Source organism: Galbibacter sp. BG1 (genome assembly GCF_013391805.1).
Taxonomy (GTDB): domain Bacteria; phylum Bacteroidota; class Bacteroidia; order Flavobacteriales; family Flavobacteriaceae; genus Galbibacter.
The window spans coordinates 2,160,219-2,173,935 of record NZ_CP058364.1 but is presented as its reverse complement, the minus strand read 5'-3'; the positions used below and the strand labels follow the sequence as shown (position 1 = coordinate 2,173,935).

General features: G+C 38.5%; 14 protein-coding genes. 2 read left to right on the top strand and 12 right to left on the bottom strand.

Annotated features, from left to right (window positions below):
• Window position 1: 1 nt before the first annotated feature.
• The 9 genes from murG to mraZ are packed head-to-tail and all read right to left on the bottom strand — an operon-like array spanning window position 2 to window position 10,058.
• A complete protein-coding gene (gene murG, locus HX109_RS09655) occupies window positions 2-1,096 on the bottom strand; it encodes an undecaprenyldiphospho-muramoylpentapeptide beta-N-acetylglucosaminyltransferase (protein WP_178951467.1) in 1,095 nt (364 codons plus the stop codon).
• Window positions 1,083-2,285, bottom strand: coding sequence for an FtsW/RodA/SpoVE family cell cycle protein (locus tag HX109_RS09650; protein ID WP_178951465.1), 1,203 nt, complete (start codon window positions 2,283-2,285; stop codon window positions 1,083-1,085). The genes murG and HX109_RS09650 overlap by 14 nt, the downstream gene beginning before the upstream one ends.
• A gap of 11 nt (window positions 2,286-2,296) precedes the next feature.
• The gene (murD, locus tag HX109_RS09645; protein WP_178951463.1) at window positions 2,297-3,631 is read right to left on the bottom strand and encodes a UDP-N-acetylmuramoyl-L-alanine--D-glutamate ligase; all 1,335 of its coding nucleotides are present in this window, start codon (window positions 3,629-3,631) and stop codon (window positions 2,297-2,299) included.
• Complete coding sequence (gene mraY / locus HX109_RS09640) at window positions 3,632-4,864, bottom strand: phospho-N-acetylmuramoyl-pentapeptide-transferase (RefSeq protein ID WP_178951461.1); 1,233 nt, start codon at window positions 4,862-4,864, stop codon at window positions 3,632-3,634.
• A 33-nt stretch (window positions 4,865-4,897) separates the two neighbouring features.
• Window positions 4,898-6,361 carry a UDP-N-acetylmuramoyl-L-alanyl-D-glutamate--2,6-diaminopimelate ligase gene (locus HX109_RS09635; protein WP_178951460.1) on the bottom strand — a complete coding sequence of 488 codons (1,464 nt, stop codon included), beginning with the start codon at window positions 6,359-6,361 and terminating at the stop codon, window positions 4,898-4,900.
• Window positions 6,358-8,367, bottom strand: coding sequence for a penicillin-binding protein (locus HX109_RS09630; RefSeq protein ID WP_178951458.1), 2,010 nt, complete (start codon window positions 8,365-8,367; stop codon window positions 6,358-6,360). The genes HX109_RS09635 and HX109_RS09630 overlap by 4 nt, the downstream gene beginning before the upstream one ends.
• A 3-nt stretch (window positions 8,368-8,370) precedes the next feature.
• Window positions 8,371-8,688 (bottom strand): FtsL-like putative cell division protein, encoded by a 318-nt coding sequence (locus HX109_RS09625; RefSeq protein WP_178951456.1) that lies wholly within the window; start codon window positions 8,686-8,688, stop codon window positions 8,371-8,373.
• A gap of 7 nt (window positions 8,689-8,695) precedes the next feature.
• Entirely contained in the window at window positions 8,696-9,592 is an 897-nt protein-coding gene (gene rsmH / locus HX109_RS09620) for a 16S rRNA (cytosine(1402)-N(4))-methyltransferase RsmH (protein WP_178951454.1), read from the bottom strand.
• Window positions 9,579-10,058 (bottom strand): division/cell wall cluster transcriptional repressor MraZ, encoded by a 480-nt coding sequence (gene mraZ, locus HX109_RS09615; RefSeq protein ID WP_178951452.1) that lies wholly within the window; start codon window positions 10,056-10,058, stop codon window positions 9,579-9,581. Before mraZ ends, rsmH begins: the two co-directional genes overlap by 14 nt.
• 288 nt (window positions 10,059-10,346) lie before the next feature.
• Between mraZ and HX109_RS09610 the strand changes: the two genes are divergently transcribed.
• Window positions 10,347-11,114: an alpha/beta fold hydrolase gene (locus HX109_RS09610; protein WP_178951450.1), complete on the top strand. Its 768-nt coding sequence runs from the start codon at window positions 10,347-10,349 to the stop codon at window positions 11,112-11,114.
• Window positions 11,115-11,120: 6 nt separating this feature from the next.
• Window positions 11,121-11,723, top strand: a complete 603-nt coding sequence (yihA, locus tag HX109_RS09605) for a ribosome biogenesis GTP-binding protein YihA/YsxC (RefSeq protein WP_178951448.1) — start codon at window positions 11,121-11,123, stop codon at window positions 11,721-11,723.
• A gap of 3 nt (window positions 11,724-11,726) precedes the next feature.
• Here yihA and HX109_RS09600 read toward each other — a convergent pair whose 3' ends face one another.
• From HX109_RS09600 to gldB, 3 genes are all read right to left on the bottom strand, one after another.
• Window positions 11,727-12,197 carry a DUF4252 domain-containing protein gene (locus HX109_RS09600; protein WP_178951446.1) on the bottom strand — a complete coding sequence of 157 codons (471 nt, stop codon included), beginning with the start codon at window positions 12,195-12,197 and terminating at the stop codon, window positions 11,727-11,729.
• A gap of 128 nt (window positions 12,198-12,325) precedes the next feature.
• Window positions 12,326-12,661: a gliding motility protein GldC gene (gene gldC, locus HX109_RS09595; protein ID WP_178951444.1), complete on the bottom strand. Its 336-nt coding sequence runs from the start codon at window positions 12,659-12,661 to the stop codon at window positions 12,326-12,328.
• Window positions 12,661-13,617, bottom strand: coding sequence for a gliding motility lipoprotein GldB (gene gldB / locus HX109_RS09590; protein ID WP_178951442.1), 957 nt, complete (start codon window positions 13,615-13,617; stop codon window positions 12,661-12,663). Before gldB ends, gldC begins: the two co-directional genes overlap by 1 nt.
• Between the last annotated feature and the right edge of the window lie 100 nt (window positions 13,618-13,717).

The following is a 13,717-nucleotide window of genomic DNA, read 5'->3' as shown; positions in this document are numbered from 1 at the left end:
TTTACGCTGATTTTAATAATTTTTCAATTTCATCCACAATATTTTTTGTGGCATTGGGTAGCGCTAATTTTTTAAAATTTTCGCTTAGTGCTTTTTGTTTTTTTTCGGAATTAAATACCGATAAAAAAGTATTTTCAAACTTCTCTTCCAGCTGGCTTTCCTTTAATAATATTGCTGCTTTTTTTTCTGCAACTGCGGAAGCATTTTTTGTTTGATGATCTTCAGCAACATTGGGAGATGGAATGAAAAATACTGGTTTCCCTACAATTGCCAACTCTGAAACCGAAATAGCTCCCGCCCTGGAAATAATAATATCTGCGGCAGCGTAAGCCAATTTCATATCATTTATAAAAGCCTTGACTTTTACAGTTTCGCTTTCATGTTTTTTATATTCATCGTAATACAGCTTTCCACATTGCCATATAATTTGTACGTTGTTTTCTTTAAAAAAGTTCAGTTCTTTTTCTACCAATTGATTAATTCGTCGTGCTCCCAGACTTCCACCCATGACAAACAGGGTTTTACGCTCCTGCTTCAATTGAAAAAAAGTTTTAGCTTCTTCCGTTTTATCATCAATAGTCAATAAATCCTGCCGAACAGGATTTCCTGTTTTTACAATTTTATCCGCAGGAAAAAAGCGCTCCAAACGGTCGTAGGCCACAAAAATCTTCTCGACACTTTTTGCCAACCATTTATTGGTGATCCCTGGAAAAGAGTTTTGTTCTTGCAATACGCAAGGCACTCCTTTTCCCGCCGCCGCTTTTAGCAATGGACCGCTAGCATAGCCACCCGTACCAATAGCAACGTTGGGCATAAACTCTTTAACAATTTTCTTTGCTTTCCAAATACTGCTTATGAGCTTAAAAGGAAACATTAAATTGCTAAGGGTTAGTTTTCGCTGAATCCCAGAAATCCACAAACCTTTTATTTCATACCCCGCTTGGGGTACTTTCTCCATTTCCATACGATCCTGAGCTCCCACAAATAAAAATTGGGCATGAGGATACCGTTGCTTTAGCTCATTGGCAATAGCAATGGCCGGATAAATATGTCCTCCGGTGCCTCCTCCTGATAATATGAATTTATAATTGCTCACTTAATATATCTAATGGATTTTCATTTTCGATTGCCGCTTCGTCTTGCTCCAATTCTTCTTGACGCTTGGCGCTTACACTTAAAATAATACCAATTGCCAAACAAGTCATCCAAATGGATGTTCCCCCACTACTTATCAACGGAAGCGTTTGCCCAGTTACAGGAAACAACTCTACCGCTACCGCCATATTAATGAACGCTTGAAAAACGATGGGCAAACCTGCAGCTATCACTACTAATTTTCCAAAGGTTGAATCTGATTTATGGGCTACTACCACAATTCTAAAAAGGAGCAGCAGGTAAATAAAAATCATAATCAATCCCCCCACTAATCCGTATTCTTCAATAATAATCGCGTAAATAAAATCGGATGAACTCTGCGGAAGAAAATTCTTCATCACACTTTTTCCAGCCCCCAGACCTACAATTCCACCAGTGGCAATGGCTATTTTTGCTTTTTCTATTTGATAGTCGGCTTCAGTATCTTCATCATCAGCAAAACTTTCTATCCTACTAATCCAAGTGTCCACACGATTTGGGAACAATCCTGGGAATGCTTTGGCCGTTAAAACAAACATGGTAAGTCCTAAAATACCAGCACCAATAATTCCCATCAAATATTTCCAGGGATATCCTCCCAAGAAACATAGTACCAAAACCATAAAAAATATAATTGCTGTGGTAGATAAGTTTGCTGGTAAGATGAGCATTAGAACCACAAAAACCGGCAACCACAACGGCACGACACTCTCTTTAAATGTTACTTGCCTGTCCTTAATTTTTGCCAAATACCTGGCCACGTGAATAAGCAATACAATGGAAGCCAAGGTGGAGGTCTGAAAAGTAATCCCTACAAAAGGCACCTGTATCCACCTACTGGCATTGGCACCGCCAATTGTTGTTCCCTGCGCCAGGGTATAGATTAGTAATAAAATAATAATTGGCATCGCTATTATGGACAAACCTTTAAAATAGCGATAGGGGATTTTATGAACGGCATAGATTACGCATATGCCCATTAATAAAAGTACGGCATGCTTAAATAAATACCCGAATGTAGTACCGCTACCAACCACATAGACCAAGTTGGTACTAGCACTGTAAACAGGTAAAAAAGAAAACAGTGCCAATAGGCCAACCACGGCCCAGATAGCTTTATCCCCTTTTATATTTTTAAAAATTTCCCGCACTTATTATCTTTTTATAATTTTCTTACTTCTTCTTTAAATTGATCTCCCCTATCTTCATAATTCGTAAAGAGATCGAAAGATGCACAAGCAGGAGATAGTAGAACTGTATCGCCCCTTTCTGCAACCTCATTGCTTATTTTAACCGCATCCCTCATGGAGGTAGTTTCCACTACAAAATCAACCACACTCCCAAAAGTCTCTATGATTTTTGCGTTATCCAGCCCGAGACAAACAATGGCTTTTACCTTCTCCCTTACCAAAGGCATTAAACTCAGGTAATCGTTCCCTTTGTCCTGCCCTCCAACGATCCAAACAGTAGGTGTTTTCATACTGTCTAAAGCATAAAAAGTTGCATTTACATTGGTTGCCTTAGAATCGTTTATGTATTGTACATTTTGAATTTTCAGCACTTTTTCCAATCGATGGGCAGCACCCTGAAAGTTCTCCAAACTCTCCCGTATTGTTGCCTTTCTAATTTTTAATAATTGTGCCACCGTAGAAGCTGCCATTGCGTTCTTTGTATTGTGCTTCCCTTCTAGTGTTAAAGTATCTGTTGACATTTCCAAATGCTGTTTATCTATGTTAATTATAATTTTGTTGTTTTCTAAATATGCGCCGTTTTCTATTTTTCTCTCTACGGAAAACGGCAGTAACCTCGATTTTACGGGATGTTCCCTTAACCAATTTGTTATTACAGGATCATCTCCATCGTAAATCAGGTAATCCTCTTCCGTTTGATTCATAGCGATTCTAAATTTGGATGCTATGTAATTCTCAAACTTGTATTCGTATCTATCCAAATGATCGGGTGTGATATTGGTAATAATGGCAATATGCGGACAAAATTTCTCAATTCCATCCAATTGAAAACTACTAATTTCCAACACATACAAATCCTTCTTCGTTTCAGCTACCATTTGTGCAAAACTGTCGCCAATATTACCGGCCATTCCCACATTCAACCCTCCATTTTTTAATAAATGGTTGGTCAACATGGTGGTGGTGGTTTTACCATTACTTCCAGTAATCCCCACAATTTTGGCATCGGTGAACAATGCTGCAAATTCGATTTCGGAAATAACAGGAATTCCCTCCTCCAACAGTTTTCTTACCAAGGGAGCCTTATCGGGTATTCCCGGACTTTTCATTACCACATCGGCATTCAAAATTTTTTCTTCAGAATGCACTCCTTCTTCCCAATCAACTTCAATATTTTCAAGAACGTTCTTATATTTTTCTTTGATCTTTCCCTTATCGGAAACAAAAACTTCAAACCCTTCTTTCTTTCCCAAAATAGCGGTTCCTACACCACTTTCTCCTCCTCCTAGAACAACTAATCTTTTCATTTACCTGAGCTTCAATGTCACCACCGTTATTACTGCCAGTAAAATTCCAACAATCCAAAATCGAGTTACAATTTTACTTTCGTGATATCCCTTTTTCTGATAATGATGATGCAAAGGCGACATTAAGAATATTCGCTTGCCCTCTCCAAACTTCTTCTTTGTATATTTAAAATAACTCACCTGCATTACCACCGATAAGTTTTCCGCTAGGAAAATTCCGCAGAGAATGGGAATTAACCATTCCTTTCGGATTGCAATGGCGATCACTGCAATAATTCCTCCTATGGTTAAACTCCCGGTGTCTCCCATAAAAACTTGAGCTGGAAAAGCATTGTACCATAAAAATCCAACCAAGCTACCCACAAAAGCTGCAATAAATACGGTAATCTCCCCAGCACGAGGGATGTACATAATGTTTAAATAATCTGAGAAAATTATATTACCGGAAACCCATGCGAAAATACCAAGTGTCAATACTATAATGGCTGAAGTACCTGCTGCCAAGCCATCAATACCATCGGTTAAATTGGCACCGTTAGACACCGCAGTGATGATAAAAATAACAATGGGAATAAATATTAGCCACGCATAATCTTCATAATCATCGCCCATCCAAGACAGTAAGAGCGCATAATCGAACTCATTATCTTTTACAAATGGGATGGTAGTTTTAGTAGACTTTTCTTCGTCCCCATAATCTAAGCTCGCATCCCTATCAGCAGAAATTTCAATCCCGGAAGGCGTTTTAAGCTCTTCCTTAACAGTAACATTGGGATGGAAGTACAAGGTAGCTCCTACTATGAGTCCTATCCCAACCTGTCCCAGCACTTTAAACTTTCCTTTTAATCCTTCCTTATCTTTTTTGAAAATTTTTATATAATCATCCACAAAACCTATAATCCCCATCCATACCGTAGTGACAATAAGCACGATTACGTAGATATTTTCAAGTTTTGCAAAAAGCAATACCGGTATAAGCGTAGACATTATTATAATAACACCCCCCATGGTTGGTGTACCCGCTTTTTGAGATTGCCCATCTAAGCCCAACTCCCTTACACTTTCCCCAATTTGTTTGGAACGCAGGTAGTTAATAACTCTTTTCCCATATATGGTGGAAATAAGCAAGGACAAAAGAACGGCAGCAGAAGCCCTAAAGGTGATGAACTGAAACAGCCCCGCTCCTGGCAGTTGATATTCTTTTTCTAAAAATTCGAATAAATAGTATAACATATAAACTTCTTTGCTCCTTTGGGAGGTTGCTGCTTATTTCTTTACGTTCAACAATAATTCTTTAACAATCTGCATATCGTTAAAATCGGTTCTTACCCCATTAACTTCTTGATATGTTTCGTGCCCTTTGCCTGCGATTAATATAATATCATTAGACTGTGCAAATTGGCATGCCGTTTTAATGGCTTGCTTTCTATCTTCAATCGAAATGGTTTTATTGAAGTTTTGAGGTTCTACTCCAGCTTCCATTTCTTCAATAATTTTTTTTGGATCTTCGGTTCGGGGATTATCCGAAGTAAAAATAGCTTTAGTACTTAGCTGAGAAGCTATTTTTGCCATTATTGGTCTTTTGGTAGCATCCCTATCGCCTCCACAACCAACCACCGTAATTAAATTTTCATTTCCGGTGCGTATGGTGTTTATGGTTTCCAGAACATTTTTTAAAGCATCTGGGGTGTGCGCATAATCTACAATAGCGGTAATTTTTTCTTCTGAAATAAAATACTGAAAACGCCCGCCCACACTTTCCAATTCACTCACATACTGAAGCGTTTCCAAGGTTTCCAACTCAAATAAATCGGCTACGGCATACACGGCCAACAAGTTATAAGCATTGAAGCTTCCAATCAATCGGGACCAAACTTCATTGTCGTTTATCTTCAGTAGCAACCCCGTAAATTGATTTTCTAAAATCTGAGCTTTGTAATCTGCATATGATTTAAGTGCATAGGTAACTTTACGGGCTTTTGTGTTTTGCACCATTACAGGCCCGTTTTTATCATCTTCATTGGTAAGTGCAAAAGCCGTTTTTGGCAGCTCATCGAAAAATACTTTTTTGGTATCCCTATACTCTGCAAAAGTTTTATGGTAATCTAAATGATCGTGTGACAAATTTGTAAAAACCCCACCTGCAAAATGCAACCCTGCAGTTCGTTGTTGATGAATCCCATGCGAACTCACTTCCATAAAACAACACTCGACACCGGCCTCATTCATTAACGATAAATACCGGTTTATGGTAAGGGAGTCTGGTGTGGTATGCGTAGCGGGGTATTCCTTATCGTCTACCATTACTTTTACCGTAGATAGCAAGCCTACTTTGTAGCCTGCTTTCTTAAACAAACTGTAAAGCAAGGTGGTAACCGTAGTTTTTCCGTTGGTACCCGTCACCCCAACCAACTTTAGGTTCTGTGAAGGGTTTTTATAAAAATTTGCTGCCATTACCGCCAATGCCCTATGTGCATTTTCAACTTCCACATAGGTGATTCCATTGATGAGTTGTTCTGGGAAACGCTCGCAAACAACAGCTATGGCACCGGCTTCTACCGCCTTGGTAATATAATCATGTCCGTCGACCACAGTTCCTGGAACAGCAACAAAAACATCATCGAGGGATACTTTGCGCGAGTCGAAATGTATGTAATTAACATGCGCTACCGTATTTCCTGCTACTGCATTTATATTCACCCTGTACAATATGTCTTTTAATAACATCATGACAACTGCAATACGATTGTTTGGTTCGACTCTATTTTTTGTCCGCTTTTTACAGACTGACTTTTAACTTTTCCTATCCCGCTTCCCTCTACTTTCACCTTTACTCCAAGGTTTTCCAATAAAGAAACAGCATCCATTCCGCTCATACCTTCTACATTTGGCATCTTATCGTTTCTCTTTTTTACTTCGGCATAGTAAGCCTTGTAATCTTTTTCTACTTTAGAATTTTCTTGATCCAACTCTTCAATGGTGTCGATCAAAGGGGAATTGGTATAAATTTTTTGAGCAATGCTCTTAAAAACCGGCCCCGAAACATCAGCTCCATAATACCCAACACTTTTATCGGGCTCGTGAATAACTACAATGCAGGAATATTTCGGATTCTCCGCTGGAAAATACCCAGCAAAACTGGAGATATAGTTAAGTTTACTTTTATCGCGATAGTCTTTTTGACAAGTTCCTGTTTTACCTGCCATCGAAAAATTAGGGGAATACAATCCATGTCCGGTACCGTGATCATTCTCTACCACATTTTTAAGCATCGCCTGTACTTTGGCAATGGTTTCTTTAGAACAGATAGACGGATTGATTACTTGCTTATCAAACTTGTTGATTACCTTATCCCACTCCCTTACTTCTTTTATCAATCGGGGCTTTACCATTTCACCTCCATTGGCAACAGCATTGTAAAACGTTAGGGTTTGCAACGGCGTAAAAGATACTCCGTAGCCATAAGCCATCCATTGCAACGCAATTCCACTCCACCTACTTTTATCGTTTGGATGCGGGATGATAGGTGCACCTTCCCCTTTTATGGACATGCCCAACTTTTCATTAAGCCCCATATTATAAAGTCGGTTTACAAATTTTTCCGGTTGTTTTTTATAGTAACCATCAATAATCTTTACAATCCCAACATTGGAAGAACGCTCCAACACTTCGGAAACACTTATCTTTCCGTAACCTCCTCTTTTAGAATCCCTAACCTTTTTACCATAAAATGATATGATCCCATCTTCGGTATCGACAACATCACTGGTATCTACTGCTTTATCCTCTAAAGCAGCAATCATAGACATTAGTTTAAAAGTGGATCCAGGTTCATGAGACTCCCCCACGGCGTAATTTAACCGCTCGTAATACTTCCCATCTTTTGTGCGCCCTAAATTGGAAATGGCTTTCACCTCCCCGGTAGCGACCTCCATAACCACCACTGAACCGTGATCGGCTTTATATTTTTCTAACTGATTAAGTAGTGCGTGGTGCGCAATATCCTGAATATTCACATTGATTGTAGACACCACATCGTATCCGTCTTTTGGCTCTACTTCGTTATAATCGGTAATAGGCTTCCATTGCCCTTTGGCAATTTTTTGCTTTAATCGATGTCCTTCTGTTCCTCTCAAGTAATCCCCAAAAGCACCTTCCAGCCCTACTCGGGTGTAATACCCTTGATCGTCCACACGCTCGTAACCCACACTTCTGTGTGCCATTCCACCCAAAGGATACTCCCTTTTGGTTTCCTGTTCTACGATGATCCCGCCTTTGTAAGGGCCTAGATTAAATAATGGGAAATTTTTTATTTGAACATACTCCGTGTATCCAAGATCCCTAGCGATTAACAAATAACGATTTTTGTTTGCCCGGGCTTTTCGCATTAGGTTTTGATAATAAGATGAGGACTTCCCAAGCACTTTCGAAAGGGAGTCTGACAAAGCCTTTATGTTTCGTTCAAATTCTTTATGTTGCGGGGTAACCGCATCAAAACGGATGTCGTATTTAGTCACAGAAGTAGCTAACAAACTACCATCATCTGAATATAAATTACCACGTTTGGGCTCTATGGTAAAATTCTTAATGGTACGTTGCTCTGCCAGCTCCCTGTATTTCTCTCCTTCTGGAAATTGAATGGTAACTAATTTTACCACCACAGCCAAAGCAAAGAAAAACATACACCCGGCTATGAAATACAAACGGCTTAATATGTTTTTATCGGTTATTGGCATATTCTATTTTTTATGGGCAACCATTATTTTTTTCGGTGGAATTAAAGATGGCCTCAATCCAGATGAAGCCACTTCTGCCGTAACGTTGGACTCTAACTTTACCTGTTGTACTTTCGTTCTTACATCTACAAACTCGCTTCTTAGCTCCAACACTTCATCGTTCAATTTTGCCAGCTCATGCACTTTTCTATCTGCTTGATGCGCACTGGAAATCATAACAACTGCTAAAACAGACACAAAAAGTATAAACCGCCAATTCTTAAACGAATCTTCGCTTACTAAAAACCTTCCTTTTAATATGTCTAGAATTCCTTTCCTCATTTCTCAATTACAACTTTTCTGCTATTCTTAATTTTGCGCTACGCGCTCTGTTATTTTCTTTTATTTCTTCTTTTGAAGGAGTTATGAGTCCGCCCACTTTTTTTAGCGGCACTTCAATGTTTCCATAAAAATCCTTTTCGGGTTCCCCTTCAAACTTCCCACTCCTAATAAATCGTTTCACCAATCTATCTTCAAGGGAGTGATAACTTATTAAACTCAATCTCCCACCTTCTTTCAACACTTCTGGAGTTTGCTGCAAAAATTCTTTTAAAGCCTCCATTTCCTGATTCACCTCTATTCGAATCGCCTGATAAATCTGAGCTAGTATTTTATGCTCCTTATGTTGTGGCAAAAACTTTTTTAGGGCAGCTTTCAACTCTTCGGATGTTTTTATAGGCGACTCCGACCTCTTTTCCACTATGGCTCTTGCCATTGCGGGAGCATTCCTTAACTCGCCATACAAACTAAGTACGGTGCGCAAATCCCCTTCAGCATAATCGTTCACAACTTCCATTGCAGAAATCGGGTTCTTTTTACTCATACGCATATCCAAATCGGCTTCAAATCGAGTTGAAAAACCACGCTCAGCCACGTCGAATTGATGAGAGGAAACTCCGAAGTCCCCTAAAACCCCATCTACCTGCTTTACTCCATAAAATTTCAAAAAACGCTTTAAGAACCTAAAATTCTCCTCTATCAAAGTAAATCTCGGGTCGTCTAACTTATTCTTAACCGCATCTTCATCTTGATCGAACGCAAGCAATTTCCCATTTGGACCCAATCTTTTTAAAATCTCTTTTGAATGGCCACCGCCTCCAAAAGTTACATCCACATAAACACCATCTTCTTTTATGGCCAAACCATCTACGGTTTCCTTCAGCAAGACCGGATTATGATACTCCATCTTCTCCTTCATTTAATTCAAAACCTCCCATAACATCTTCCGCTAAATCAGAGAAAGAATCGGCACCAGCATCCAGCACATCGTAGTACTTTTGCTTGTCCCAAATCTCAATCCTATCGATCGACTCAGAGAGCACCACTTCCTTTTCAATTCCAGCAAAGGCCATTAAATTTTTAGGAAGCGACAAGCGGCCGCTCGCATCAATTTCCACCACTCGAACACCTGCTGTAAACTGGCGGATAAAATCGTTGTTCTTTTTTACAAAACGATTCAACTTCCCAACCTGCTTCATTTCTTTTTCCCATGCGGCCATGGTGTAAACTTCTAAGCATTTTTGGAAAATGGACCGTTTTAACACCAAACCATCGTGTAAAACTGGGGCGAGTTTAGCACGCAAAGAGGACGGCACCATAATGCGCCCTTTGCTATCTGCCTTACACTCATATTCTTCTGAAAACTGAATCACCCCCCGTTGGTTTAGTAGTTAACTTTTCAAATATAGAGAATTATTTACCACTTTTTACCACTTTTTGTCACTTTTTACCACTTTGTTAATAAATTGAGGTGACGACACGCCAAACACCAGTAAATGCGAGCGTTATAAAATTGTTAATAACTGGACGGAATCCCTATTTGGAACTGAAAAAGCATATTTTTGCCATTTTTAGGGAATAAATCCCGGCATGGGTTTTAAATCGTTTAATATAATTTCGAAATGCCTATATTTGTTTCCGAAGAATGTAATTAATCCTTAATGACACACGATTTAAAGAAGGACGGTAAATTTACTTATTTAGAAGTTGGAGAAGGAACCCCTATGATAGTCCTACATGGATTAATGGGCGGATTGAGTAACTTTAGTGATGTTGCTAACTATTTTTCAGCAAAAGGATACAAAGTACTAATCCCGCAGCTACCCATATACAGCATGTCTTTACTAAAAACTAACGTAAAGAGCTTTGCAAACTATTTAGAAAAATTTATTGAGTTTAAAAATTTAGATGAAGTAATACTCCTTGGTAATTCCTTGGGCGGACATATTGGTTTACTGCACACTAAACTTTACCCAGAAAAGGTAAAAGCCTTGGTAATAACCGGAAGTTCTGGTCTATACGAAAATGCCATGGGCGATGGTTACCCAAAACGTGGGGACTACGAGTTTATTAAAAAGAAAAGCCAAGACGTATTCTACGATCCGGCTGTGGCCACCAAAGAGATTGTAGATGAAGTTTTTGCAACCGTAAACGACAGGAATAAACTTATTAAAACTTTAGCTATTGCCAAAAGCGCCATCAGGCATAATATGGCAAAAGACCTACCCCACATGCACACACCCACGTGTATTATTTGGGGAGAGAACGACACGGTAACACCACCCTCTGTAGCTAAAGAGTTTCATGAGCTGTTACCAGATTCTGAACTGTATTGGATTGAAAAATGCGGACATGCACCAATGATGGAGCATCCAAAAGATTTTAATGCTATTTTAGATTCTTGGCTGGAAAAGAGAAACCTACAATAAAGCAATATGCAGATTAAATCGGCAAATTTTGTTGTTAGCAATTCCGACGTTAAAAAATGCCCGAACGAGCCTATTCCAGAATACGCTTTTATCGGCAGGTCTAATGTTGGTAAATCTTCTCTTATAAATATGCTTACAGACCGTAAGCACTTGGCAAAAACCTCAGGAAGACCGGGAAAAACACAGCTTATAAACCACTTTCGAATAAACGAACAGTGGTTTTTGGTAGATCTACCAGGTTATGGTTATGCCAAAGTTTCTAAAAAAGTAAAGAGCACATTCCAGAAATTTATCACCCAATATTTTTCCCAACGGGAACAACTGGTTTCTGCCTTTGTTTTAATAGACATTCGCCACGATCCACAAAAAATAGATATGGAATTTATGGAATGGCTTGGTGAAAATCAGATTCCTTTTTCCATAATTTTTACTAAAGCCGATAAATTAAAGCCTAAAGCCATAGAGCGCCATGTAGACAACTACATAAATACGCTCTTGGAAGGGGTTTGGGAAGAAGCTCCCAATTATTTTGTTACCTCTTCCACCTCTGGAATGGGCAAAGACGAGATTTTAAATTATATAGAAGGAATTAACAACCAGATAAAGTAGCATCTACTGCAACTCTACTACTGCCTTACTCATCAATTTATCTAAGTCTTTTATTTTAATGTTTCCCTCTGCACTGAGGATTACGAAATCCTCGTCGTCTTTAACTTTCATGATAACCTCACGAACCCGACCTCTTTTTTCAAAGTAGTAAAGTCCAACTCTACTCCCATCGCTATTTACGTACATAAGAGATTCGTAGCCTCTTTTTGCGATAAAAGTATTGAATTCGGATTCTAAATATTCAGCGGATACTTTTTCCCCTACCAGCACGCGATATCGGGAAATACCTCCGACCACTTCATTAAGCTCTTTTAAATCTTCTTCATCCACGAACATATTCACTAAAAAATTGGAAGCACTCAAAGAAAAGGCTATATCTTTTTTATTTTCTTTCCTAAAAGCATCATAGGGAGTAGAAGCACCACAGGATACGAGCAAGAAAGCAGCAGACAAGATCGTTAAAACATTTTTCATCTTTTTTTGTTTTGGTTATACAAGGAAGACGAACGGTTTAAAATTTTGTTACAGCCGCTTAAAATAAAGTGTCTAACAATCTTTTTATAAGATATTCTCGGAATGGAAGAACAGAGCTCGCAATGACCCTATTTTGTAAGTTCTAATTTTTCAGCAAAATAACTACAAAAATCACGCATGGTAGCCGTCATTTTATCATCTTGGGTAGCTCTTTGGTAAGTATCACTTAAAGAAACCAATGTTTGATGCATGAATTTCTTCATTTCATCTACTGGCATATCTTTGGTCCATAGGTCAATTTTTAGCGTTTCCTGTTTTTCGCTATCCCATACAGACAATAAAAAGGCCTTTGCCTTTTCGTTCTCCACCCCACCATCTTTTGCGGTCCAATTTAATTTTTCTGGAACTTTATTTTCATCCAGTTCGATATGTAAATTTATGTCGGAGCTATGTGTTTTAGCCATTACTTTTCTGGTTTATATTTTGAATTGTTAAAAATCTCTTCTGAAGATGCATTTAGCATTTGCTGCAAAGATACTTTATTATTTTCCATATACGAAGCCACGATTCGCCATCCGATAAATTGACCAATTCTTCCTGGAGATTCGTTATCCAGTTCCAAATAAAATTTAGAAAATGGTGCTGGATTAATGAAACGTTCGGCCAGTTTTCCTTCCGTAGAGAAAAGCAATTCTTTTTCAATAAAATACCTCCAAATATAGTTTTCATTGGCCAACGCCCAATTGTATTCATCGGTGTGGTAACCCATAATTGCAGCATTTTCCTTAAAAGGAACAAGCAATTTCATGACGTAGTAGAGCTTTCCATAATAGATCATTTGCGACAAAAAAGTTCGATCTTGAGGACCTCTTATCTGGCTTTTGGCAATAGTCCTGGCCACATCTACCGACACTTGTTCTGCTTCAAAATTGTTTTTAATATATTCCTGGATCCCGCTATAAAACCTATGGTCTTTGCCCAAATAATTATCCAACCCTATCAGCATTAAACTATCGGCGTAGATTACCCGATTTTTATAGTCGACATCAGAAATTACCGTTACGATTTTGGGAGCGCGAAATGCTTCAAAATAATATTTGGCATGTTGAAAAACGGCTCTTATTTCGGTAGTGTCTTCTTCAAAATCAGGAAATTGCTTATCTATTTCATCAAACAACTCCCTTTGTAAAGTATCGTTCATTTTTCCAATCCAAACACTGTCTGCAAATTGTTCGGGGAACAAATACGGGTAATTGCTTTTGAGTTTCGGTAAATCGGAAGGGTTGGAAGTCGCAAATTTCTTATCAAAGCGTTCTATTTTTGTTTGAACCTCAATTTTTTCTATTTCCTTCTCCAACTCCGACTCATTCGAACATGCCATTAACAATATGGCAATAAGAAAGCATGAAAATTTCTTCATAGATATTAATTTAAAAGCTTTTATATTTTCGCTTTTTATAAATTTAAGAATCTGTTACATTTGTTTACAAAGGTAATCGAATGTAAAAATTACACCTATA